This window comes from Serratia sp. Nf2, from assembly GCF_003028435.1.
GTDB lineage: Bacteria > Pseudomonadota > Gammaproteobacteria > Enterobacterales > Enterobacteriaceae > Serratia > Serratia marcescens_L.
On record NZ_PYTW01000007.1, the window covers coordinates 146,403 to 170,794 of the forward strand.

22 protein-coding genes and 1 pseudogene are annotated in these 24,392 nt (G+C 58.8%); 6 read left to right on the forward strand and 17 right to left on the reverse strand.

Annotated elements, in window-relative coordinates:
* Positions 1 to 104: 104 nt before the first annotated feature.
* The 3 genes from eptB to C9411_RS16615 form a co-directional block, all read right to left on the reverse strand.
* On the reverse strand, positions 105 to 1,799 hold the full coding sequence (gene eptB / locus C9411_RS16605; RefSeq protein WP_063989111.1) for a kdo(2)-lipid A phosphoethanolamine 7''-transferase: 1,695 nt from the start codon (positions 1,797 to 1,799) through the stop codon (positions 105 to 107).
* Between the two features lie 225 nt (positions 1,800 to 2,024).
* Positions 2,025 to 2,450, reverse strand: a complete 426-nt coding sequence (locus tag C9411_RS16610; protein ID WP_004934114.1) for an organic hydroperoxide resistance protein — start codon at positions 2,448 to 2,450, stop codon at positions 2,025 to 2,027.
* Positions 2,451 to 2,610: 160 nt separating this feature from the next.
* Positions 2,611 to 3,075, reverse strand: a complete 465-nt coding sequence (locus C9411_RS16615) for a MarR family winged helix-turn-helix transcriptional regulator (protein ID WP_049202597.1) — start codon at positions 3,073 to 3,075, stop codon at positions 2,611 to 2,613.
* A 97-nt stretch (positions 3,076 to 3,172) separates the two neighbouring features.
* Here C9411_RS16615 and C9411_RS16620 point away from each other — a divergent pair, with 97 nt between their 5' ends.
* Positions 3,173 to 3,772, forward strand: coding sequence for an HD domain-containing protein (locus C9411_RS16620; protein WP_049274352.1), 600 nt, complete (start codon positions 3,173 to 3,175; stop codon positions 3,770 to 3,772).
* On the opposite strand, the gene C9411_RS16625 is transcribed toward C9411_RS16620, so the two are convergent.
* The 4 genes from C9411_RS16625 to C9411_RS16640 form a co-directional block, all read right to left on the reverse strand.
* Positions 3,773 to 5,143, reverse strand: a complete 1,371-nt coding sequence (locus C9411_RS16625; RefSeq protein WP_369803993.1) for a carbohydrate porin — start codon at positions 5,141 to 5,143, stop codon at positions 3,773 to 3,775.
* Between the two features lie 151 nt (positions 5,144 to 5,294).
* Positions 5,295 to 6,698: a glycoside hydrolase family 1 protein gene (locus tag C9411_RS16630; RefSeq protein ID WP_038875902.1), complete on the reverse strand. Its 1,404-nt coding sequence runs from the start codon at positions 6,696 to 6,698 to the stop codon at positions 5,295 to 5,297.
* A 14-nt stretch (positions 6,699 to 6,712) separates the two neighbouring features.
* Positions 6,713 to 8,578 (reverse strand): PTS beta-glucoside transporter subunit IIABC, encoded by a 1,866-nt coding sequence (bglF, locus tag C9411_RS16635; RefSeq protein WP_107227506.1) that lies wholly within the window; start codon positions 8,576 to 8,578, stop codon positions 6,713 to 6,715.
* A gap of 260 nt (positions 8,579 to 8,838) precedes the next feature.
* On the reverse strand, positions 8,839 to 9,597 hold the full coding sequence (locus C9411_RS16640) for an SDR family NAD(P)-dependent oxidoreductase (protein ID WP_063989114.1): 759 nt from the start codon (positions 9,595 to 9,597) through the stop codon (positions 8,839 to 8,841).
* 114 nt (positions 9,598 to 9,711) lie between these two features.
* Here C9411_RS16640 and C9411_RS16645 point away from each other — a divergent pair, with 114 nt between their 5' ends.
* Together C9411_RS16645 and C9411_RS16650 are read left to right on the forward strand one after the other, a co-directional pair.
* Positions 9,712 to 10,575, forward strand: a complete 864-nt coding sequence (locus C9411_RS16645) for a LysR family transcriptional regulator (RefSeq protein ID WP_063989115.1) — start codon at positions 9,712 to 9,714, stop codon at positions 10,573 to 10,575.
* Between the two features lie 93 nt (positions 10,576 to 10,668).
* Complete coding sequence (locus tag C9411_RS16650; protein WP_063989116.1) at positions 10,669 to 11,418, forward strand: NAD(P)-dependent oxidoreductase; 750 nt, start codon at positions 10,669 to 10,671, stop codon at positions 11,416 to 11,418.
* Positions 11,419 to 11,450: 32 nt separating this feature from the next.
* On the opposite strand, the gene C9411_RS16655 is transcribed toward C9411_RS16650, so the two are convergent.
* Positions 11,451 to 12,617 (reverse strand): MFS transporter, encoded by a 1,167-nt coding sequence (locus C9411_RS16655; RefSeq protein WP_063989117.1) that lies wholly within the window; start codon positions 12,615 to 12,617, stop codon positions 11,451 to 11,453.
* A gap of 731 nt (positions 12,618 to 13,348) precedes the next feature.
* Between C9411_RS16655 and C9411_RS25845 the strand changes: the two genes are divergently transcribed.
* Positions 13,349 to 13,519 (forward strand): hypothetical protein, encoded by a 171-nt coding sequence (locus C9411_RS25845; RefSeq protein ID WP_165384400.1) that lies wholly within the window; start codon positions 13,349 to 13,351, stop codon positions 13,517 to 13,519.
* Positions 13,520 to 13,583: 64 nt separating this feature from the next.
* On the opposite strand, the gene C9411_RS16660 is transcribed toward C9411_RS25845, so the two are convergent.
* From C9411_RS16660 to C9411_RS16685, 7 genes and pseudogenes are all read right to left on the reverse strand, one after another.
* Positions 13,584 to 13,922 carry a DUF962 domain-containing protein gene (locus tag C9411_RS16660; RefSeq protein WP_233221920.1) on the reverse strand — a complete coding sequence of 113 codons (339 nt, stop codon included), beginning with the start codon at positions 13,920 to 13,922 and terminating at the stop codon, positions 13,584 to 13,586.
* 97 nt (positions 13,923 to 14,019) lie between these two features.
* A pseudogene (locus tag C9411_RS26060) lies at positions 14,020 to 14,097 on the reverse strand (hypothetical protein); the annotation flags it as partial.
* Positions 14,098 to 14,168: 71 nt separating this feature from the next.
* The gene (locus C9411_RS16665; RefSeq protein WP_033636596.1) at positions 14,169 to 14,612 is read right to left on the reverse strand and encodes a universal stress protein; all 444 of its coding nucleotides are present in this window, start codon (positions 14,610 to 14,612) and stop codon (positions 14,169 to 14,171) included.
* Positions 14,613 to 14,633: 21 nt separating this feature from the next.
* On the reverse strand, positions 14,634 to 15,407 hold the full coding sequence (locus C9411_RS16670) for a siderophore-interacting protein (protein ID WP_080473371.1): 774 nt from the start codon (positions 15,405 to 15,407) through the stop codon (positions 14,634 to 14,636).
* Positions 15,388 to 16,833 (reverse strand): efflux transporter outer membrane subunit, encoded by a 1,446-nt coding sequence (locus C9411_RS16675; protein WP_063989119.1) that lies wholly within the window; start codon positions 16,831 to 16,833, stop codon positions 15,388 to 15,390. Before C9411_RS16675 ends, C9411_RS16670 begins: the two co-directional genes overlap by 20 nt.
* Positions 16,830 to 17,873: an HlyD family secretion protein gene (locus C9411_RS16680; RefSeq protein WP_107227507.1), complete on the reverse strand. Its 1,044-nt coding sequence runs from the start codon at positions 17,871 to 17,873 to the stop codon at positions 16,830 to 16,832. Before C9411_RS16680 ends, C9411_RS16675 begins: the two co-directional genes overlap by 4 nt.
* Before the next feature lie 41 nt (positions 17,874 to 17,914).
* On the reverse strand, positions 17,915 to 19,450 hold the full coding sequence (locus tag C9411_RS16685; protein ID WP_063989121.1) for an MFS transporter: 1,536 nt from the start codon (positions 19,448 to 19,450) through the stop codon (positions 17,915 to 17,917).
* Positions 19,451 to 19,590: 140 nt separating this feature from the next.
* On the opposite strand from C9411_RS16685, the gene C9411_RS16690 reads away from it, so the two are divergent.
* Both C9411_RS16690 and C9411_RS16695 read left to right on the forward strand, forming a co-directional pair.
* On the forward strand, positions 19,591 to 20,493 hold the full coding sequence (locus tag C9411_RS16690) for a LysR family transcriptional regulator (protein WP_033649994.1): 903 nt from the start codon (positions 19,591 to 19,593) through the stop codon (positions 20,491 to 20,493).
* Positions 20,494 to 20,692: 199 nt separating this feature from the next.
* Positions 20,693 to 21,031, forward strand: coding sequence for a colicin E1 family microcin immunity protein (locus C9411_RS16695; RefSeq protein ID WP_158263883.1), 339 nt, complete (start codon positions 20,693 to 20,695; stop codon positions 21,029 to 21,031).
* Between the two features lie 877 nt (positions 21,032 to 21,908).
* On the opposite strand, the gene C9411_RS16700 is transcribed toward C9411_RS16695, so the two are convergent.
* Both C9411_RS16700 and C9411_RS25850 read right to left on the reverse strand, forming a co-directional pair.
* Positions 21,909 to 22,181, reverse strand: a complete 273-nt coding sequence (locus tag C9411_RS16700) for a colicin immunity domain-containing protein (protein ID WP_072270057.1) — start codon at positions 22,179 to 22,181, stop codon at positions 21,909 to 21,911.
* The gene (locus C9411_RS25850; protein ID WP_199200136.1) at positions 22,178 to 23,929 is read right to left on the reverse strand and encodes an S-type pyocin domain-containing protein; all 1,752 of its coding nucleotides are present in this window, start codon (positions 23,927 to 23,929) and stop codon (positions 22,178 to 22,180) included. The genes C9411_RS16700 and C9411_RS25850 overlap by 4 nt, the downstream gene beginning before the upstream one ends.
* Between the last annotated feature and the right edge of the window lie 463 nt (positions 23,930 to 24,392).

The following is a 24,392-nucleotide window of genomic DNA, read 5'->3' on the forward strand; positions in this document are numbered from 1 at the left end:
GGGAAGTGCGCAAGTATACCGTATGCACACACCGGAATAATTGATGAAGAGAATGTATTGGGTGAAATTACCGGGTGCGCAAGGCAGGCACCCGGCGGGAGAGGTTACAGGCGGGCAGGCGCCGTTTTATCCTGCGGCAGATGGCACCAGTTGTTTTTATCCACGATGCCGCCATCGGGAGACGTGTAGCCGAGACAGCCGAGGATAGTGTCAAACAGCTCGACGTGGCGATGCGTTTTGCCGATGCGTTGCTGCGCCTGCAGTTGCTCAAAGGCGCTGAGGTGCTGCGGGTTCTCGAGGAACTTGTCCGACGCCCATACGATCATCGGCACGCGGAACTGCTCCGGCGGCGCCATTTCGCGCGGCGTACCATGCAGGTGCGTGTTCTCGCCGATCGATTCGCCGTGATCGGCGGCATAGAACACGATCGCCTTCTTGTCGCGCACCTGGTCGATCACATTACTGATAAAGCTGTCGGTATACAGCACCGTATTGTCGAACGCATTGATCAGCTGCGCCTTGGTGCAGGAATCATCCACCCCCATACACTCCGGCTGATAGCGCGCATAGCTGCGCGGATAACGCTGCGAGTACAGGTAGTGCGAGCCTTTGGTATGCAGGATCACCAGGTGCTTGCCCTTCGGATAGCGCGCCAGCGACTCCTTCATTTCATCCACCAACAGCATATCGTCGACCGCCTTGCCGTCGTTGCGCTTCTCGGACGCGATCATCTCGCGGAACGAATAGTTGTTCACCTCGGTGTTGTTGTAGAACCACACCTCGCTCTGCATGGCGAACAGCTCGGAAGAGAAGCCCAGATCCTTCAGCACCGCGAACACGTTCTGCTCTTTCAACGTGCGCTGCGGATTATCTTCGGTGCCGCCTTCGCGCACGAACATACAGCGCAGCGACAGCTTGGTGGCGGTGTCGCACGACTCGCCGCGAAACGCCACCAGATTCTTCTCTTTAGACAGCCGCGGCGTAGTATCGCGCTCATAGCCCAGCATGCCCATATGATCCCAGCGCGTGGTCTCGCCGATGATGAACACCACGTAGGTATCGTCGATATCCGCCGGCGGTACGTAAGTGAAGTGTTTGCCCGGATCGAACATCGTGCTCTGGTCCTGACTTTCGTCATAACGGGTGTAGGCAAACAGCCCCAGCGCCGACAGCCAGTTGGACGGCAGATACGAGTGCGCCACCACGCCGCCGTAGCTCGGCAGATCGACGTTGGAGAGCTTCTCTTGCACGCTTTGCTCGTCGTCCAGCATGCGCAGCGGCAGCCAGACCAGTGCCACCACCGCCAGCAAGACCAGCAGCGGCTTGATGCGATGACCAGGGGTTTTCAGCTGTTCGATCAGGGTGTAACGCAGGCCGTTTTTCCAGATCAGCAGCAGCGGCAAGGCGCTGAGCGCCACCATCCACAGCACGAAATGCAGACCAACCACCTCTTTCGACAGATCGATGTCGGTGGTCATCACCGACACCACGATGCCGTAACCGATCACCACGTTGAAAAACGTCATGTAGTAGCTGGCGGCAACAGAAATCAACACCAGCAGCGAGGCGACGATGCGATAAAACAGCCGGCCGCCGAGCGATACCAGCCGCATGATGAAGAACGTAAACAGGACGATAGCGATGACTTCCGTCACCGCCGAAATAAGCTTAATGCCCTGAATGCCGTGCGCCAGCGAATCAAAACGGCGATAGAAAACGGACAGGTTTAGAAATATGCCGATATAGATCGCTAACAATAACGATAAATTCTGCTGTGATAGCGATTTAACTTTGTTCATGTAACGCGGTGGCTCCGGGGACGGTGTAGCGGTTCTGACTCAGTCAGACACTGATTGCGGCTTCTGGTTCAGCCAACCGGCAATAAGCGTTATTTTGCGGGTAATAATCAAGAGAATTCTCACAAAACGGACAAAATTTACCGTTTTTTTGAGCGATTTTCAGGCAGGGCACGCAAGAAAATGGAGGGATAAACCCTCCATTTTTTCCAGATTTCGGCAAAAATCTTACTTAACGTTCAGAGTCACATCGATATTTCCACGGGTGGCGTTGGAGTATGGGCACACCACGTGCGCCTTTTTCACTAAATCTTCCGCCACGCTGCGCTCGATGCCCGGCAGCGAGATATCCAGCTGCACTTCGATGCCGAAACCGTTCGGGATTTCACCGATGCCGACGGTGCCGTCGATCTTGGCTTCGGCCGGGATTTTGACCTTTTCTTTCGCCGCGACAAACTTCAGCGCGCCGAGGAAACAGGCCGAGTAACCGGCGGCGAACAGCTGCTCGGGGTTGGTGACTTCGCCGCCGGCGCCGCCCATCTCTTTCGGCACGCCCAGTTTCACGTCCAACACGCCGTCGGAGGAGGTCGCACGGCCGTCGCGGCCGCCGGTTGCGGTGGCGTGAGCGCGGTAAACCACTTTCTCAATAGACATCGTTCATTCCTTCTTGCTGGTTGGCGAGATGACTACGGCTTCCACGAGGTAAAGCCGGTCACATATTTATCTTTTGCGATTAAATCGCGCACTACTTATTTTAGGCACTTATTAACCAGTGTAGACCACCCTCGCCGTTCTTGCGTCCGGCGGCGGCGGGTCAAATCTGATCGATCAGGCTGCCGCGCAGCTTTTCCAGTTGCTGTTTGAGCGAGACGATCTCGTCCAGGCTGCAGTCGGTGGCGCACATCACCGCCTCGGGCACCGATTGCGCCCGCTCGCGCAGCGCGCGGCCGGCTTCGGTCAGGGCGATGATCACCTGCCGCTCGTCGGTGGTGGCGCGATAACGCACCAGCAAACCGGCGGTTTCCAGCCGCTTCAGCAGCGGCGTCAGCGTGGCGGAATCGAGGAACAGCCGCTCGCCGATATCGGATACCGTCACCCGATCGCGCTCCCATAGCACCATCATCACCAGGTATTGCGGGTAGGTGAGTTCAAGCTGACTCAACAGCTTGCGATAAACTTTGTGCAGCGCCAGATTGGCGGAGTACAGCGCGAAACAGAGCTGCTGATCGAGCTGCAGCAGGTTCTTCGCCTTGGGTTGTTCGGTCTCGGTGCTTTTCATGTGTGTGAATATAGATAGCGCACGATGTAATCGCAAGCTATCTCTTGTGAGGTATGCTACATTTTTTTCATGCAGAGGATGCTCGGAGGGAAAGGAAATGACGAACACGCTTGCAGAACGCGCGCGCCGCTACGCCACCAAGGCGCATGCGGCCATCGATCAGCGCCGCAAATACACCGACGATCCGTACATCGTCCACCCGCAGGCGGTGATGGAGCTGGTGCGCAGCGTACCGCACACCGAAGAGATGCTGGCCGCCGCCTGGCTGCATGATACGGTAGAAGACACGCCCACCACCCTCGGCGATATCGACAGCCATTTCGGGCCGAAGGTGGCAGAGCTGGTGCGGATGCTAACCAACGTCAGCCACGCCGAGGACGGCAACCGCTTCGAGCGCAAAAACCGCGATCGGCGCCACAGCGCCGGCGCATCGCCGCAGGCCAAAACCATCAAGCTGGCGGATCTTATCGACAACACCCGCTCGCTGCTGGACTACGACAGCCACTTCGCCCAGACCTACCTGATCGAGAAACAGCGCCTGCTGGAGGTGCTGACCGAAGGTGACCCGACGCTGTGGCGCCAGGCCAGCCATATCGTTGAACAGGGGCTGCTCAGGTTGCAGCAGCCGCCGCACAACGTGCCCGCCAGCTGGTTCGAGCACGCACGCCGGCGCTACCGCGAGAGCGACGCGGCCTGATCAGAAGGTCACCACCGTTTTCAACGCCGTCACCCAAGCGTCCTGCGTCTCGCTGACGCCCGCCGGGTGATGCCAGTACTGCAGGCCCGGCTGCAGCTGCAGCCACGGCGTGACGTTAACCCGGTAATACAGCTCCGCCGTCACCGAGTGGCCCGGTACCGGCCGGTAGTTCGGATCGTGATAATCGCTGATGCCGCTCATCTGGTTGAGATAACGCTGATTGTCTTTATAGCGGTCGCTCAGTTTCACCACCGACACGCCGAGCCCCAACCAGTCGTCCGGCCGCGCATCGAACAGCCCGCGATAGCGAATGCCGGTCGAGGTAGACCAGTGCAGGTAGTTGCTGCGCTGATCTCCCAGCCCCAGGCTGTAAAACACGCTCAGACCGCGGTTGACGTCATCCGCATGGCGCGTCACCTGCTGGTTGAAACCGGTATACAGGAACCAGGTGCGATCGTGGCTGCGATAGCCCTGCGGATCGCTGGCGCCCGGCCCGCCGGACACCCCTTCATAGAGATCGCTCTGGCGCGCGTTGGTGAACAGCACGCCCAGGTTATACACCCCCGGCAGCTGGTTGACGGCGTGGGTTTTCAGCTCCAGCTCCATCGGCAACAGGAAGCCTTTGCTGCCCTTGGTGGACCAGCTCCAGGCGTGGCTGCGGCTGGGGGCGCTCGGGTTCTGCTCCATCACGCCGCCCTTGAGGGTCAGGCCGTCGGTCAGCTTGTATTGCAGCGTGGTGCCCCAGTAATGCACGTTCCAGTTGTACCAGGTCAACGAGTTGGCGGACTTGCCGCCGCACAGCGTCAGCGTCTGAAAATCGCAGGGAATGATCTGATCGAAATCCTGCACCTTGTTCATCATGCCGATGCGCCACTGCAGCCGGCGATCGAGGAAGGAACGGCTGAAGGTCAACCAGCCCAGTCGGGTAATCGACTGCCCGCCAAAGCTCTCCTGCGACAGATCGGTCAGGCCGACGCGCGGATCCTGCAAGCGATCGCGGGTCAGGTTGTTATCATGGTTGCGGTTGACGATATTGCCTTCGATCGCCGCGTCCGGAATGCCGGTCAGCGCCTGCAAATCCTGGCTGAAGGTCAGCGAGAACTGGTCGATGTACGACGCCTGTTTGTCGTGGTTGTAACCGCCGCCGGCGTTATACGACAGCTGGCTGAGGTAGCCGAGGTTATAGTGGAAGCCGTGATCCTCCAGGATCGGCCTGATCCCCAGCATATCCCCCAACAGCCCGGGCTGTGGCGGCTCAAAGCCGAGCGCCACCCCTTCCCATTTGGCGGTGGGGGCTTCGACGTCCTTGCCGGTTTGCAGCGTTTCCGCCTGCGCCTGGCTACAGAGCAGCGCCAGCGCCGCCAGGGTCATGGAACGAGGTAATAAGCTTTTCATCATTATTATATTTCTCCGCATAACGGCTGACTGCGGGCAACAGCATTCCCTGGGAGAGAATTTCCCATCATGAACAGCAGCGAATAACGTTAGGTTAACGCCCGGCGCTTGCCGCCGGGCTTAGAGGCTAGCGCCGGTCTTTCAGGCTGGCGCCGTTGCTGTGGATCACATCGCGATACCAATAGAAACTCTTCTTGCGGCGGCGCTCGAGGCTGCCGTTGCCGGCATCGTCCCTGTCGACGTGAATGAAGCCGTAGCGCTTCGACATTTCCGCCTTCGAGGCGCTGACCAGATCGATCGGCCCCCAGCTGGTGTAGCCCATCACCTCGACGCCGTCGTCGATCGCTTCCGCCACCTGCACCAGATGGTCATTGAGGTAGTTGATGCGGTAGTCGTCGTGGATGCTGCCGTCGGCTTCGACGCGGTCTTTGGCGCCCAGCCCGTTCTCGACGATGAACAGCGGTTTCTGATAGCGGTCGTACAGCACGTTGAGCAGGTAGCGCAGCCCGATCGGGTCGATTTGCCACCCCCACTCCGAGCTGGCCAGATGCGGGTTCGGCACCATATCGAGAATGTTGCCGCGCGCCGTCTCGTACTGCGCCGGATCGGCGGTGACGCAGCCGCTCATGTAATAGCTGAACGAGATGAAATCGATGGTTTCGCGCAGCGTTTGCCGATCTTCCTCGGTGATCGCCACCTGAATGCCGTTTTCACGGAAGAAGCGCTGCATATAGGCCGGGTAATAGCCGCGCGCCTGCACGTCGCCGAAGAACAGCCAGTCGCGGTTTTGCCGCTGGGTTTCCAGCAGATCTTCCGGCTTGCAGCTCAGCGGATACAGAATGCCGCCCAGCAGCATGTTGCCGATTTTGCCCTCCGGCACGATCTCGTGGCAGGCCTTCACCGCTCTGGCGCTGGCCACCAGCTGATGGTGGATCGCCTGGTAGATGGCGCTCTTGTCGCTCTCCTGCGGCAGGCCGACGCCGGTGAAGGGCGCGTGCAGCGACATGTTGATCTCGTTGAAGGTCAGCCAGTGTTTGACCTTGTGCTTGTAGCGTTCGAACACGGTGCGCGCATAGCGCTCGAAGAAATCGATGGTGCGGCGATCGCCCCAGCCGCCGTAGTGCTTCACCAGGCCGTAAGGCATTTCATAGTGCGACAGCGTGATCAGCGGCTGAATGCCGTACTTCGCCATCTCGTCGAACAGCCGATCGTAAAACGCCAGCCCGGCTTCGTTCGGCGTCTCTTCGTCGCCCTGCGGGAAAATGCGCGTCCAGGCGATCGAGGTGCGCAGGCACTTGAAGCCCATTTCGGCGAACAGCGCGATGTCCTCCGGATAGCGGTGATAGAAATCGATCGCCACGTCCTTGATGCCGCTGTCGCCCGCCGTGCGCGGCGTAATGGCGCCGAAGATGCCCTGCGGCTGCAGATCGGAGGTCGACAGCCCCTTGCCGTCGGCCTGATACGCGCCTTCTACCTGGTTCGCCGCTACCGCGCCGCCCCACAGAAAATGTTGCGGAAACTTGCCGTTCATCGCTTGCTCCTCAATTAGCGTAATAAAGTCAGCAGCGGCGCCTGTTCCTGCACCGGAGACAGGCCGCTGGTCAACACGTCCACGTAGTCATCGCTGTTGCTGATGATGATCGGCGTGGTGGTGTCATAGCCGGCGGCATGGATCGCCGCCTGGTCGAACTCAATCAGCAGATCTCCTGGAGCGATCCGCTCACCTTCCCGCACGTGGGCGGTGAAATGCGCCCCGTCCAGCTTCACGGTATCGATGCCGACGTGGATAAGAATCTCCGCGCCGTCGTCTGATTCGATGCCGATGGCGTGTTTGGTTTTGAACAGCGACGCCACGCTGCCGCTGACCGGCGCCACCACGCGCCCCTGCTGCGGCGCGATCGCCACCCCTTTCCCCAGCAGGCCGCTGGCGAAGGTCGCGTCGTTCACCTGATCCAGCGGCACAATGTCGCCGGCGATCGGGCTGAGAATGGCCTGTTTGCGGTTAAGCGGCGCGGCGGCTTCAGGCTGCGCCGCGTCTTCCGCCGGCGCAACGCCGAACAGGTAGCTGGCCAGCGCGGCAAACACGAACGACAGTAGGGTGCCGCCGATCGCGCCCCATACCGTGGCGTCGATGCCGCCGCCGGGGATAATCTGCGCGAAGGTGAATACGCTCACCAGGCCGAACGAGTAGACCGAGGTATGGAAGTAGCCGATCACCGCACCGCCCAGCGCGCCGCCGATGCAGCCGAAGATGAACGGGCGTTTGTTCGGCAGCGTGACGCCGTACACCGCCGGTTCGGTGATGCCGAAGATCCCGGCGCCGATGGCCGAAGCGGACAGCGCCCGCAGCTTGGCGTCGCGGGTGCGCAGCATCACGCCCAGCGTGGCGCCGACCTGCCCCATCACCGCCGGCAACAGCAGCGGCACCATGGTGTCGCGCCCCAGCACGCTCAGGTTATTGATCATCAACGGCACCAACCCCCAATGCAGGCCGAAGATCACGCACACCTGCCACATCGCCCCCATAAAGGCGCCGGCGATGATCGGGTTGAAGGCGTAAATGCTCTGATAGCCGTTGGCCAGCAGGTGGCTGAGCCAGGTCGCCGCCGGGCCGATCAGCAGGAAGGTCAACGGCACGGTGATCGCCAGGCACAGCAGCGGCGTGATGAAATTGCGCAGCGCGCTGTGGATCACCCGGTTAAACAGCGGCTCCAGGCGGCAGGATACCCAGGCCGCGAAAATGATCGGGATCACCGACGAGCTGTAGTTGATGAAGGTCAGCGGAATGCCGAAGAAGTATTCGCGCACCGCCCCCGGCTGCTGCGCCGCTTCGAACGCCGCCATCATCAGCGGGTGCGTCAACGCGCCGCCGATCGCCATGGTGACGAAGGGGTTGCCGCCGAATTTTTTCCCGGCGGTGTAGCCGAGCATGATCGGGAAGAAGTAGAACAGCGAGTCGCTGGCGGCGAACAGCATTTTGAAGGTGCCGCCGCTCTCCAGCAGCCAGCCGCAGGCCAGGCTCAGCGCCAGGAAACCTTTCAGGATCCCCGAAGCGGCCATCACTCCGAGCAGCGGAGTAAAAATGCCGGACACCAGATCGATAAAGCGGCTGAGCAGGTTGTCTTTTTTACCGTCCGCATCGCTGCCGTTCGACGCACCTTCGGCCAACCCGCCGACCCGATTGACCGCGTCGAACACCTCCGCCACGTGGTTGCCCACCACCACCTGGAACTGGCCGCCGCTCTCCACCACCATGATGACACCGGGGTTTTTCTTCAGCGCTGCCGCGTTGGCGCGGCTGTCGTCACGCAGCTTGAAACGCAGGCGGGTGGCGCAGTGCACCAGGCTTTTCACATTGTCGCGGCCACCGACGCCGGCCAAAATCTCACTGGCTAATGTGTCATATTTCATACGGTTATCCTTAGACTTCGCGTTCTGCCGCTCCCCTCCCCGCGCTGGCCTGGCGCTGAGGCGGAATTCGGCGCAAAAAAAAACCTAAACCTCGCGGCCTCTGCCCCATCGGGGAACAGAAACGCGAGGTTTAGGTTTTGCCTGCCGTAGCAGTAACAACCCTAAATCGGTTGAGTTATGACGTTAACACCGCGGATTTTGCCGGGGCAAGGCTTTGCGCCGGCAAATTGCCGAACTGTGATCGCTTATACAAAATGGCCTCAATGCGCGAAATAATGCATGCCACCATCTACCGGGATCACCGCACCGGTGATATATCGCGCGAGCGGGGAACAAAGAAACGCCGCCAGATAGGCCATGTCTTCCGGTTCGCCGAAGTAGCCAATCGGGATATGTTGCGCAATGAACGCCTGGCGCGCTTCATCACAAGCGTATAAGCGCTCGCGGATCTGTTCACTGTTGATGCGCCCCGGCTGTAACGTATTGACGGTAATCCCCTGCGCAGCCACATCACCGGCCAATCCTTTGGCCCACAGATGCAATGCGCCCTTGGCGGCGCTGGCGGCGCTCAGGTTGCGCGGCTCCATCGAGCCGCTGATGTTGATAATCCGGCCCCAGCCTTGCGCCTGCATGGCCGGCAACAGCGCCTGAGTTAACCGCCGAGCCGGCGTGAAGTTCAAAGCAAAGGCGTCATCCCAGCTGCGATCGCTGTCGTTCAGCGTCGTGGGGTGAAACGCGCCGACCGCGTTGATCAGAATATCGACGGTCCCCACCTGGCGCAGCGCCTGCGCCGCCAAACGGGCGAGAGCCTCAGGCTCGGTCACATCGGCAACGATCACCAGCGGACGCGCCGCCCCTTGCCGTTCCACCTCATCCGCCAAGACCTGCAGCCGGTCACCGCGTCGTGCGGTGGCCACTACCTTGACCCCTTGAGCGGCCAATACCCTGACCATGCCGGCACCGATCCCTTCGCTGGCGCCCGTGACCAATGCCGTGCGTTGCTGCAATTGCAAATTCATAAGAAACCCTAATTGAATAATTCAATTTAAAAGGAAACGTTCACACATTGAATCACGCCGTTATTCGTGTGAATATTCCCGAAAATCGCATCATCAATGTGCAGGAATTCACCGATGTTTGACTGGCAGGATTTAAAATACTTCGTGGCGCTGGCGCGCACCGGTTCGTTGTCGGCGGCATCGCGGGAGTTGGGTTGCGATCACGCCACCGTCGGGCGACGCGTAGCGGCGCTGGAACAGGCGCTCGGCCTGCGTTTGATCGTACGGCTGCCGCGCAGCACACCGTTGACCCAGGACGGGCAGGCGATTGCCGGGCTGGCGGCGGAGATCGAGGCGCAAAGTCAGGCTATCGCCCGCCATGCGCGCAGCGCCGGCACAATGCCCCAGGCCGGCGTGCGCATCAGTGCGCCGCCGTCGATCGCCGCGCATATTCTCGCGCCGCGCATCACCGAATTTAATCAGGCTTTCCCACAAATCGTCGTGACGCTGGCGGGTGAGTCCGCGCTCGCCGAGCTGGATCGCGGCGAAGCGGACATCGCCGTGCGCATGGTGCGCCCGCAGCAACCGGAGCTGCTGACGCAACGCATCGGCATGATGCGCTACGCGCTGTACGCCGCGCCAGAGCACGCCGCACTGCCCGATGCGGCGCGCCGCTTTCTCGCCTATGACCATCACTACCAACAGCAGCCGCATCAGCAATGGCTGCAACAGCTGTTACAGGGGCGGCCCGTGGTCTTTCAGGCCAGCGATCTGTTTTCGCTGCAGCAAGCGGCACGATCGGGGTTAGGCGCCGCCGTTTTACCGACGTTTGTCGCCGATGGCGATCCGGATCTGGTCCCGTTGCCCACGGCGAGCGCCGCGCCAACGCGCGAGCTTTGGCTGGTGACGTATCCCGATTTGGCGCGCACCGCCGCCGTGCGCGCGGTGATGAATTTCCTGGTCGAAACGCTCGGCAAAACGTGCCCATTGCCGGCATAAAGCATCAGCATGACTAATATAAATACTGGACAAAAGTCACGCGGGGGATTATTACTGGTCAACGCTTAATCGAAAGTAGGGATGGCAGTCACCATGGTGTTGCGTACTGATGTAGGACGGATTCTGATCACTGGCGCTGGCGGCCGGGTAGCCACGGCGTTTCGTCAGGCAATGGGCGATCGCTACCCGCTACGATTGGCGGAACGGGATATCAGCCTGCTGCGCGATCTGCAGCCCGGCGACGAAGTCATCAGCTTCAACATCGCCGATCTCGACGCCTGCCGCGCGGCCTGCGCCAATATCGACACCGTGTTGCACCTGGCGGCCGATCCCTCCCCCGACGCCGACTTCTGCGGCTCGTTGATGGACAACAACATTCTCGGCACCTTCAATATCTTCCGCGCGGCGAAAGACGCCGGTTGCCGCCGGGTGGTGTTCGCCAGCAGCGCACAGGCGGTGGAAGGCTATCCGCTCGATTATCAAATCCGCCCGGACGACGCGCCGAAGCCGAAGAATCTGTACGGCGCCAGCAAAGCCTTCGGCGAAGGCATTGCCGCCTACTTCGCCCATCAGGAAGGGCTTTCCGCCCTGTCGGTGCGTATCGCCAACTTCACCACCCTCAGCCCGGACGATCGGCTCAGTGCCCGCGACATGAGCGCGTTTCTCAGCCATCGCGACGCCGCCGATCTGCTGGAGCGCTGCATTCGCGTCGAAGGGGTGCAATATGCGGTGGTGCACGGGGTTTCCAACAACCGCTACACGCGTTTATCGCTGGAAGAAACCCGCCGCCTGCTGGGTTACGCCCCGCAGGACGATGCGTTCAGCCTGCTCGGCTTTGCGTAGGTGCGGCGAGCAGGCCCGCCGCACCTGCGTATTTAGCCGTTGGCGTAAGCGACTTTTGCGGCGGTGCGGCTGGTGAACAACACCAACAGCAGCGCCAACCCGGCGATAATCGCCCCCATCACCGGCACGAAGCTGTAGCCCAAACCGGCGGAGACCACCGCGCCACCGGCGGCGGCGCCCAGCGCATTGCCCAGGTTGAAAGCGCCGATGTTGACCGAAGACGACAGGCCCGGCGCTTCGCTGGCCACGCGCATCACGCGCATCTGCAGCGGCGGCACCACGGCAAAGGTCGCCGCGCCCCAAATCACCATGCTCACCGCGGCGCCGATGTCACTGCGCGCCAGCAGCGGGATCACCAGCATGATGGCCACCAACAACAGCAGGAAGCCCTTCAGCGTCGCGCTCTCGGAACGGTCGGCGAACTTGCCGCCCAGGTAGTTGCCGATCGAGAAACCGACGCCGATCAGCACCAGCATGGTCGTCACGAACAGCGGCGTGGCCTCGGTGATGTGCTGCAATACCGGCGAAATGTAGGTATAGAGCGTGAACATCGCGCCCGCCCCCAGCACGGTGGTCAGCAGCGCGGTCAGCACCTGCGGCCGCACCAGCACCGACAGCTCGCGTTTCACGTCAGGGCGCGCGCCGGCGCTGCCTTTCGGCAACGAGAACCACAGCCCCAGCATGGCGATCACGCCCAGCCCGGCCGTCGCCAGGAACGACATGCGCCAGCCGATGGTTTCACCCAGCCAGGTCGCGGCGGGCACCCCGCCGATATTGGCGATGGTCAGCCCCATAAACATGGTCGCCACGGCGCTGGCCTGTTTCTCTTTCGGCACCACGCTGGCGGCCACCACCGATCCGAGGCCAAAGAAGGCGCCGTGATTCAGGCTGGTGATGATGCGCGACAGCATCAGGGTGGTGTAATCCGGCGCGATGGCCGACAGCACGTTGCCCAGGGTAAAGATCGCCATCAGGAAAATCAGCGCGCTTCTGCGCGCCCGGTGCGACAACAGCAGCGTCATCAGCGGCGCGCCGACCATCACGCCGACGGCGTAGGCGCTGATCAACATGCCGGCCATCGGAATGGAGACGTCCACCCCTTTGGCGATAGTCGGCAGCAAGCCCATGGGTGAGAATTCGGTAGTGCCGATGCCGAACGCCCCTACCGCCAGCGCTAACAAGGGATAATTCACTTTCATGCAACAACTCCGGTTTACCGCTGCCGAAGCGCGGGAACAGTTAAGATGCCGAAAGTATGACATTGATCACACCAAAGATAAGCAGGCGGGAGGCTAAAAGACTTTTGCAAATTTGTTAAAAGTACGTGGCAAGATCGGCGTAGGGTACCAGGCTTGCTTTACCGCGATCGCGGCGATGCGTGCGGAGGATGGTGATCGTATGTCTAAATGGTAAGCGCCAGGGAAGTCACTCCGCACTTGGGTTATTTATCCCCCGCATCCCATATTCGGGTAAATCCAATGAAAAACCTATGATATTACTTACTGACTATGCGCTATCGGCGATAGCGTGGAAAACGTCAGCTCTCACTACATGACTAAGAAGTGCGTAATGAAATTAGTCAACCAAATTAATTTTTATATATTTCGGATATGAATTATAAAGAAAAAATAGACACCATTAATGCCAGAGCTCAGAAAATAAAACCAACATAATGAAATAAAAAGATATTTAATCGAAAATTATCAAAGCAATTAGATTTAAAAATAATTATCAAGAATGAATTAAGTTTATAAATAAGTTGACATTTAAAAGTCAAAAATACAAATAAAAAAGTCAAAACATCCAAATAGAGAATGGTAAAAACACCTATCCTCTATATTCACGCCAATGGGTTGAATATATAAGCGAACATGTAAATATCTTTATGTGCGGCGCTATGGTGGCGCCGCTTTGATTAAGGAAAGATCGTATGTCTAAATCACCTATTGGCACTACAGCCACGACAGGGCAGAAATGCCCGGAAAGCGGTGTGTGGGAAGTGGTTGGCAAACCCTCAACCACAGCGCCAATCGCTAAAGGCAATATCATGCCTCCCTATGGCGGCAAAGGCGTCACCTGGAAATTGATCCAACACGCCTAATCTGAGCCCATCCAGCCTCTTTCTATGAAAGAGGCTCTTTATCTGACTATCGGCACCGCATCGCTTAGCGCTTTTCATTACGCACTTTGCCCGATCGCATTTCGATGTTCCGCTGCAGTTCGCGCAGCCCGCCGGCCAGGAAGCACGCTTCCGCCAGCACGAACAGCGGGCCGATGATGAGGCCCGTCACGTCGTCCATAAACGCCGGTTTTCGCCCCTCCCAGAAATGCCCGACAAACTGAAACAGCCAGCCGATGACAAAGCCGCCGATACCGACGCTCAGCCACGCCACCGTCGACAGCGACGCCACCCAGGCGCCGAACACGAGGCACAGCAGCAGCAACGCCAGCATCATGATGCCAAGGCGCAGGTTCAGCCGCAGGTATATAGAGGGCCGCGACAATAACCACCGCGCAGGCCGGCGAAAACGGCAGCCCTCCCGCGCCCCACGCCGGCCGGGAGAGTAGCGCCAGCAGGCTGATGACGATCAACGGGATGCCGATAAAATGCGTGGCGATATTGCGCGCATCGCGGTGATAGGCGGCATAAGCGGCAAGTTGATCTTCCAGATTTCGCATGTTGACCTCCGGTATGTACGGCCTTCGTCGCCGAACGCGCGCCGCCGCATGCGGCTGCCCTTACCCATAGCTTAGCGCGGGATCACCAAGACCGGTTGGCCAATCTCATCCAGCAGGCCGCGCGTGACGGAGGCGTTCAGCCAGCGCCCCAACGAAGACAGGTGGCGGTGCGAGATGATCAGCAAATCGCAGTTGAACAACGCCATCTGTTCCGGGATCACCTCGATGGGCGCCCCCGCAGCCAGCAGGCCCTGGGCGTTGAAGCCCATCTGTTTCAACGCCCGCGTCACCTGCCCGACCTGCTTTTCCGCCAGCGCCTCTTCGCGCTGGGCGGCGGGATATTCTTCACGCTCGTCGCTGTCGAAACGCAGGCCGCTGCGGCTAAGCGTGAAGGCATTGTCTACCACCGTCAGTACGATCACGCCGCCGATGCTGCCTTGCAGGCGCGCCATAAAATCCAGCGCGTTGCCGCTGTGTTCAAAGCAGTCCACCGCCAATAACACTCTCTCAATCATAACCATCCTCATTCGCCCGAGTTAAATCGCGCCCTTGAAATTGGCTTCGCCCTTTTTCCAATAACCTTTGGCAAACAAGGCGGCGCGGGAGATGCCCATTTCGTTGATAAAACGCGCCTTCAGATAGGCGGCGACCTGGTGTTCGCAGGCCAGCCACACCTGCCCTTCGCCGGCCGGCAGCTCGCAGTGGCTGACGGCCTGCACCAGCGGGCTGTTCATCACGCTGTCGAAATGCCGGGTGCGTATTTGCCAGCTGTTCATCTGCAAAAAGGAGCAATCGACATCCTGAATCTCCTGCGCATCGCCCACTTCGGCGAACCACAGCACCGGCAGCGGGGCAGACAGCGAGGCGAGAATGGTGCGCATAGCGGGCAGCGCGGTCTCATCGCCCAGCAACAGCAGCCAGCGAGTTTGCGGCAACAACCGGAAGCCGCCGGAGCAAGGGCCGGCGAACCCCAGCTTGTCGCCCGGCATCGCGTCGCGCGCCCAGTTCGACGCCGGGCCTTCACCGTGCAGCACCATATCGATATCGAAGGTGCGGGCGAGTTTGTCGATGCCGCTCAGGGTATAAGCCCGCCCGGCCAGCGTGTCGCGCCACGGGAAGAACACCTTGACCCAGCAGGCCGGCTCCTGCGTGCGCGGATCGGCGATAAACTTATCCACATCGTCGCCGCTCAACGTGATGCGGCGGATCCGGGCGGTGACTTGCCGCACGGCGCTCACCCTGGCCTCGCGTTTGCGGCGGGTATCCCTTTCCAGCATCTCGTCGACCATCTTATTCAGCGTGTTGTGCATCAGCCTTCTCCTGTGGCGCCGCAGACGGGTAGGTGTGTTCCCAGCCGCCGCCCAGCGCTCGATAGATATTCACCACGGCGATCGCCGTCTCCTCCTGAGCAACAATTTGCGCGGACTGCAGATCCAGCAGCGCGCGCTGCGTGCTCAGAACGTGGATAAAATCGCTGGCGCCGTTCAGATAGCTGTCGCGCGCCAGCGCAAACGCGTGTCGGTTGGCGGCCAGCGCCTCGGCCAGGTGCGTCTGGCGGCGCTGCTGGGCGCGGTAACCGGAAAGCGCGTCGTCGATCTCATGCCAGGCGCGCAGCACCGTTTGCTGGTAGGCGATGGCCATTTCCTGCTGCCGGTATTCGCTCAGGCGCACCCGCTGGGTGATTTTCCCCCCGTCGAACAGCGGCAGATACAGGGCGGGGCCGATGGCGAAGGTATGCGTGGACCAACTGCCCATATCCGCCAGCGCCAGCGCCTGATAGCCCGCGTTGCCGGTCAGCGTGATGCGCGGATAGTAGTCGGCGGTGGCGACGCCAATCTCGGCGGTCGCCTGATGCAAACGCTCCGCCGCTTCGCGAATATCCGGCCTGCGCAGCGCCAGATCCGACGGCACGCCCATCGGCACGGCGTGCGCCAGCGTCGGCAGCGGCCCCGTTGGCGACAACATCGCTTTCAGCGCGCCCGGCCGCTCGCCCAGCAGCAGGCCGATGGCGTTGATCAAGCGTTCCTGCCTACCGAACAGCGCCGGCAGCAGGGCATCCACCTGCGCCAATTGCACCTGCGCCTGATCGATATCCAGTTCGTTGCCCGCACCGCTTTGATAACGGCTTTGCGTCAGTTGCAGCGTACGCAGCGCGGTGGCGCGGTTTTCCTGCGCTACCGCCAGCTGCTGCTGCGTGGCGCGCAGGCGCAGATAGTCGCTCGCCACCTCCGCCGTCACCGACGTCAGCAGCGCGCGCCGATTCTCCTGCGAAGCGGCGAAGCCGGCGCGCGCGCTTTCCGATGCGCGGCGCAGCTTGCCCCACATGTCCAGCTCCCAGGTGGCGCTGAATCCGCCGCGCCAGAGATGATAATCCGCCTCTCCGCCGTTGCCGGACGGATCCATGCTGCCCACCGAGGTGGCACGCTGGCGCTGATAGGCACCGTCCAGGCTCAGATCCGGCATCAGCGCCGCCTCTGTCGCGCCCAGCAGTGCGCGGCTTTGCTGCATGCGCGCCGTGGCGAGCTGCAGATCCAGGTTGCCGGCCGCCGCGCGCTGCACCAGTTGCGACAGCGACGCATCGTTGAATATCGACCACCAAGCCACCGGCAGCACCCCGCCGCCGGCCTGCTCACCCCAGCTCTCGGGCAACGCGTTCTGCGGCCGAGCGTAGTCCGGCCCTACCGCCCGGCAGCCGCTCAGCGCCATCAACAGCAGCGGGATCACGGCCCTGTTCATTGCACGCCTCCGTCCAGCGTATTGATGCTGACGTCCGCGGACATGCCGACGCGCAGGGCGCTCAACAAGGCGGCGTGCTCTTTGTTGATATCAAACACAATCTTCACCGGGATGCGTTGAACGATCTTGGTGAAGTTGCCGGTGGCGTTCTCCGGCGCCACGGCCGCGAAGCTGACGCCGGAAGCAGGCGCAATGCTGTCCACCTGCCCTTTCAGCGTTTGTCCGGGAAAGGTATCGATATGGATGTCCACCGACTGCCCGTGCGCAATGTTTTCCAACTGGGTTTCCTGGTAGTTGGCGATGATGTACAGCTTGTCCTGCGGCACGATGGCCAGCAGCGCATCGCCCGGTTTGACGAACTCCCCGACCCGCAGGCTTTTCTTGCCGACCACGCCGCCGATCGGCGCGATGATGCGGGTATAAGACAGGTTCAGTTCAGCCATCGCTTTCTTCGCCTGCGCCAGCATCAGCTCGGCATCGCTGTCCGCCAGCTTGGCTTGCAGCACCTGCTCCATGTTTCGCGCCGCTTTGAGCGTCGCCTCCGCCTGCGCTACATTGGCGGAAAGCGTGTGCACCCGCGTTGTCGCCTGCTGCGCCGCCTGCTGTGAACCCGCGCCGCTGCTGGCCATTCTCTGATAGCGGTTCTGCTCCTGGCGCGCAAACGCCAGCTCCGCCTGCGCCGCCTGCCGCTCCGCCAGCGCGGCAGCGATCAGCGCGTTCTGCCGGGTGAGGTTGGCCCTGGCGTCGTCCTGCCGGGCGCGGGCGGATTGCTCCTGCGCCGTTGCCTGCGCCAGCGCGACGTTGAATTCACGCGGGTCGATCACCGCCAGCAACTCCCCCTGTTTGACCCACTGGTTGTCCCTGACCAACACCTGCGCAATTTCACCGGCAATCTGCGGAGAAATACGCGAGATATCGGCACGAATATAGGCGTCGTTGGTATTCTGCTGTGTCTCTTTAATAAGGAATTTATTCATTAATAACCCCAGCGTAATGACGGTAACCGCCAATACGGCGACGGCGACTTTCTTGTTAGCCATAAAAGTGACTCCACTTAATATTTATTTCTGATGATAAAATGTCAGGCAGCGACCGAACGCGGCGGATAAATACGGGTCGGCATAACTAAAATCAGCGCGGTCAGTAATAACGCCAGGCCGGCAACCAACAGATAAAGATCGGCGCTGGCCAGCACGTGGCCCTGCCGAGCGGCAAGCTGCGCCAACTGCTCCGCCGACCCCGATGCGCGGCTGTAGGCCGAGCCAAAACCGTCGGCGATCGTGCCGGCGTGATAGTCCCCGCGCTGCCGGCTGAGCAGCGCGATGGCGCCGCCGGCCGCGGTGGCGGCGAAACCCTTCACCGCGTTGAACCAGGCCGCCGCAAACGGCCCGTCGGTCGGCAACAGCCCACCGGTCGCCTGCATCAGCAGGGGGATGATCGCCATCGGTTGAGCGATCGCCTGCAACAGCGCGATGACGCGAAACGTGTCGCCGTTCCATTCCGGCGTCAGCTGGGCGGCCAGCACGCAGGCGGTGGCCATCAACAGCAGGCTGATCGCCAGTACCCAGCGGCAATCCACCCGCGGCGTATTGCATATCATGGCGACAATCGGCAGCGTAATTAATTGCGGCAACGCCACCCACAGCATTAAGTCGGAGGTTTGTTCCTGACGGTAACCCTGAATCGCGGATAAATATCCCGACGTGATATTAACCAGTGACACCATAATTAACAGTACGCCACCCAGCGTAATTAAGGAGAAGGACAAATTCCTTTTGCTTAATAGCTGCAAATTGAAAAAAGGCAGCGGGTGATACCATTCATTAATCAGAAATAACGCCAATAATCCGCCGCCGCCCAATAATAAAACGTAGATCAGCGGCGAGTTCAGCCAGTCGAGGCGCTCCCCCTGAGAAATGCCCACTGTCAGCATGCCGAGCGCCACGCCGCCAAGCAGCAGGCCGCGCCAGTTGAACTGCCGCAGGCGCTCCAGCCGCAGCGGATCCTGCGGCAGACCGTAGCCGATGCACACGGCGGCGATCGCCATCAGCGGCAGGTTCCAGTAGAAATATCCGCTCCAGCCCCAGTGAAAGGCAAAGGCGGCGGCGCTGGCGCCCAGCGTGGCGCTCCAGGCGGAGACCCAGCCGTAGGCGCCAAGCCCCAGCACCTTGATCAGCGGCGGCATAAAACGCAGCACCACCGTCATCAGCATCGGCGGCAACGCGCCGCCGGCGAAGCCCTGCAGGCTGCGCACCGCCAGCAGCACGCCATACTGTTCTCCCAACCAGGGCGTCAGCAGTCCACCGGCCAGGTAAATGCCGCACATCGTCAACGCCACCCGGCGCAGCGAAAAGGTCGGCCAAAAACAGGGCGTGAACCCGGAACCGATCACAAAGCCGGTGACGTAACAGGTGGTCAGCCAACTGCCGGCATCGAAGCTCAGCAGCATGCCGCCCTGTATATCCGCCAGCGCGAACTTGCTGGCGTTTTCCCCCACGCCGCTGGCCATCACCGCCAAAAACACGCCGAACAACCCCAGCCAGGTGCGGCCGTTGATTTCGCCGGCGCTGGCGAGCCATCGATTTTTGTGGTGCGGCGTAACAGACACCTCAACCATTCCCCACTCCTGCTGTTTCAGCCTCAATCTTTGTTGTCGTGGGCAGTATCCGGGCTTATTTCGATTGTTTAAAATGAAATGATGTAATTAACTAGTTGCACAAAACGCAATCCATTGAGCGCACCACCACCGGAGAGGCCATGCCGCAAAAAATTGATTTCAATCTGATCTATGCGCTGAATCTGCTGCTGGAAGAAGGGAGCGTGAGCGGCGCCGCCGAAAAAATGAACCTGAGCGCGCCGGCAATGAGCCGCATTCTGGGACGCATCCGCCGGCAGTTCGACGACCCGATCATGGTCAGAGCCGGCAAGCATCTGGTGCCGACGCCGCGCGCGCTGGAGTTGAAACGCCAGCTCGGCGACATCATCGAGCAGGCCGCCGCGCTGATCGCGCCGAATGAGTCCTTCGAGCCCGGCAAGCTGACCCGAACCTTCACCATTCGTGCCAACGACATTTTTATCGGCGCGCTAGCGGGCGGCTTGCTGGAAACGCTGCGGGACATGGCGCCGCTAAGCGGCCTGAAGTTTATCGCCGAAAGCGACGGCGAGGATGATGCGCTGCGCAGCGGCAAGGTGGATCTGGTGATCGGTTCCTCGCGCGACTGGCACCCGGAAATTAAGACGCAGAGCCTGTTCACCAGCACCTTTCAGGCGCTGGTGCGCCCTGGGCACCCGATCATCGGCCGGGTAACGCCCGAAACCCTGACCCATTACCCGCATATCAGCGTCTCGCGCCGCGGGCGCACGCAGGGGCCGATCGACGACGCGCTGCGCGATCTCGGCCTGCAGCGCAACGTCGCCCTGACCCTGCCGGGCTTTCATTCGGCGATGATGTTGACCATGAAATCGGACTTTATCCTGCCGCTGCCGCGCCACGTGCTGCAGGGGGTGAGCAACATTCATCTGCCGTTGGCGGAGATCGAGCTGCCGCTCGAGCTGGAATCGGTGTTTATCGTGCAGGCCTGGCACCCGCGCCTGGATCGCGACCCGGCGCACCGCTGGCTGCGGCAGACCATCAAGCAGTTCTTTTTGCAAAGGGAGTGAGGGGGTTAGGGGTTGGGGAGAAGAGATGCTCGCGGCAGAACCCAAATACGCCTGCCAGATAAGCCGGTAATATGGCATTTTGCCGAAGCCCTGCGCATACTCAGACGTCTTGGGTAAACCGCGCGACGCGGGCAATGGCATCGGTATTCCATTTCGCCAAGCACGAAACAGAAAGGAACTCATGTCCAGGGAGGCACAAATGACCAAAGCGTATTATTGGAAAAGTCAGGTGTGGGGCGTGACGTACTTTTTTATCGCGCTCTATTATATCCATCTCTTCCAGCCCAGCGTGAATGTCCCGCTCTCTCTGGTCGCCGCCATCCTGAGTCTGTTGCTGTATCCCTTCGCCAAAAAAGCCATTGAAACGGCCGCCCTGCAGTTCACCAGTGAAGCATTCTGGCACCGTGGGTTGTTCGCCGATACCATAGGCAAAAATGGCGTGCTGATCCTGTATTATGCATTCTGTTATGTCATGGCCCTGCCGCTGGGCACCCTGTATCTGCTTGCCCTATTCCTCAGGAATAAAAAGGCCGCGTAAGCGGTTTTTATGTCAACGGGTTACTGCCTCGTCGTCCTTCTTCATGAACGTTTCTTCTACCCACGCAAGCTGCGCTATCACAAAGCGAAAGAAGCAAACTCACTCTACCGGAGACGACAATCACAGAGGAGATTGGGAGCATCACAGGAGTCGCATTTGATAGCCAGTTCTATTGAATTTACTCAGTTTTATCCCGTTCGATTTTGAACCATGCCCCCTATTATGCCCCCAAATGATTTTGCTTGTGGGGTTTAAGGGTCAGTTTGGATATCGAAAATTATTGTACGTTAAGCTCATATTTTGACCGTTCGATTTTAGCTAATTGAAGGCGTGATAAATCCCCTGTTGGGTTTCAGCCCTCTCTCTTGTCTGTATTCCTCACCTTATGACGACAACTTCTTCGGTTTCAAAGGCGCTTGAGGCTTATGAAGAAAAACCAACAATGTCAATGTAACAATTTTTTAATATGCACATTTAATGCTATCTATTGTCATGTCGGCGAGTTTATTCAGGGGTTTGAGGGCCAATGGAACGAGATTGTACGTTATTGAATTAACTGTATGATATATAAACATAATTGGCATAGAAAAATGCCCTTAAAATGGTGTCTTTTTAATCGAAAATTGGCATTTAACGGACAGCGTTGTCTGCCAATCGATTTTTCAGACGTTCATTTTTAGCCTGCCGTACGTTTTCGTACGGTTGCCCCTCAAACCCCAAGGATATCTGAGGCCGTTAAAAGCGGCGTCAAAGGCAGAAAATATCTTAACGTGGGTTTTCGTTCCACTGAGCATCAGGCCCCGTGTCCCCCCATCGAATTGCATGCATAAAAAACGCCACCCGTTCGGATGGCGCAAAGAACATATTCAAAGAATTCTCAGATGAATTTAAATTTTCTCAATGTTACTTCAGCTTCTTTTTTCAGCGTTTTTTCATCAATTTCAATTGATGAACGATCAGGATCTGATGTGTACCGCTCAGCCAAATCAAAAATTTCGTATAAACACCCACTAATCTCCTTGCTATCCTTTGCCAGTACCCCTGAATTACCCTCATCTCGCCATAACTTAAAAAAGCGAGATTCAAAATCTTCAGGTGAAACCTTGGATGACACTAAATCTTTCGTCAAATCAATTAATTTAATACTCATTTCAAACTCCCCGTTTTAATGTAAACCTCATATTGCGGTGTTCCCACAGTTAAATGCCACCCAGATATAAAATCACCATTTTTCTTCAAAATAACGACGTTATTTGTTTTTGGATTAAAGAATACTTTTGATCCTTTTTCATGAAGGTAAGTCCCTTTCTCCACAGTTCCTTTATCCGCCAAATGCGCCTCAATAGCATCCCTGAACTTAGTCAACGTTTCACGATTTTTCTTCGTGTCACTAACCCCAAAATCACTAGCATGTTTGAGGTATTTTCTATCCAATTGTTTACGTGTAAATCGTCCAGAATCAAGCGGATCACTCAGCACCACATACACCGGCTCTACACCTGTCCCGGCCGCATCCGGACGCCAGTAGATAAAATCCTGTAGTCCGTTGTGGTCTGCGACCGGCGTCGTGGTCACCGTGATGGTGTCCATCGGTTTCACTTCCGTGCCAGTATGGACGGGGGTCACCGGGACCGGAGGCGGTGGTGAGCCGGTATTTGACGGCGCTGAGGGTGGCTGAGCCGGGTTAATCAGGATGGTCCGCGCAGGGACGCCTGCACCGGCAATTGCCGGAACGGTAATACGGTCCAGACCTGTTTTCGGATCACGCACCCCCGTCAGCACCTGCACCGCCGCCGGAATACCGCCGTTACCGGTTTTCAGCAGCTGCAGCGCCAGTTGCCCATTGCTCTTCACCAGACTCCCACGCGCCGGCATATTCACGGTTTTCATCCCAGCCTCTATCGCCTTCGCATCCGCCAGAGCCCGCGCCGGAAACGCAAACAGCGCAGGAACGTCGCGCCCTGGAACTTGATCACTACCCTGACCAGCAGGTTTTGAATGGAACCAAAGAGTCGCCATCGATGCCTTAAGAAGCCCCGGACTGACCGCCGGAACGGACAGTTTGGACAGCGCATTACTGAACCAGTTGGTAATACTGCCTGCCACATCACCGGCAGCTGTCCACACTCCAGCTCCGGCCAACGCTATCTGCGCCGTCCCCGGCGTCTGATTCAGCACCATAGCACCCGGCGCTTTGAGCGCCTTATTCGCTTCTGCTACCATCGCCGGTGTATACACGGGAGCGGGTTTCACCCCGGCTTTGTCGAACAAAGCCTTACGGGCTTCCTCGGTCTTACGGGCTTCCTCGGCCTTGCGGGCTTCCTCGGCCTTGCGGGCTTCCTCGGCCTTGCGGGCTTCCTCGGCCTTACGGGCTTCCTCGGCCTTACGGGCTTCCTCGGTCTTGCGGGCTTCCTCGGCCTTGCGGGCTTCCTCGGCCTTGCGGGCTTCCTCGGCCTTGCGGGCTTCCTCGGCCTTGCGGGCTTCCTCGGCCTTTCGGGCTTCCGCTTCGGCTTTCGCTCTTGCCTGCGCGTCCAGTTCCCGTTGTAACCCTTCGTTACGTTGTCCGCTGAATACATGGAGAAGTGGCGCAAACCGCTGCGTGTATATTCTTTTTGCGTTCGCACCATCGCCTCGACGACAGGCATCCAGCAATTCACGATAATGCTTGTCGTTTTTTATATATGGGCAATTTTTCTTTCCGCAGATAAAACAAATATTATTGGCCAGACATTCTTTGACTTTTTCATCCAACCCAGGGATCGGAATTGCAGTGACCGTCAGGGTCTCCTCTCCATTTTCCCAATTCCAAGATCCGTTTTGCCAATATAATCCGGGTTCAGGTGCCACCCCGTTATTATAATTATACGGATCGTATTTAACTTCCCATTTATGCTCCATAAAATCTCCTTTTTGATATCTGTCATTTTGCACACAAACACTGTGTTTATATATAGTGTTTGATGCTAAACCCTCCTCTCAAGCTCGTCAATTAAATGATAATCATTCTCGTCTGTGCCAAGCGTGACACAAAAAGCAGCCGCCTGCGACAGCTGTCACACTGACAAATGTGGGTTAATCCCGGCTGCACGCCCGTTCCCACTCCAGCTTCTGCAACCCGTCATACTCCCGGAGGATATTCTGAAGGGAGAGTAGAGAGCATTAAATTTCAACTTAAACAATTAATTATCTACTTAACGTACGTTTTCGTTCCATTGGTCCTCAAACCCCATTCACCCCAAACTTCCTCTCTTTTTTGTTTGATATACAGCACAACAACCAGCTGGGTTAATGACTTGTAAACTCCTTTAACTCTCGCTAAAAACTGGATGCACATACAGTATTCGTGTGCGATTTCAACAGG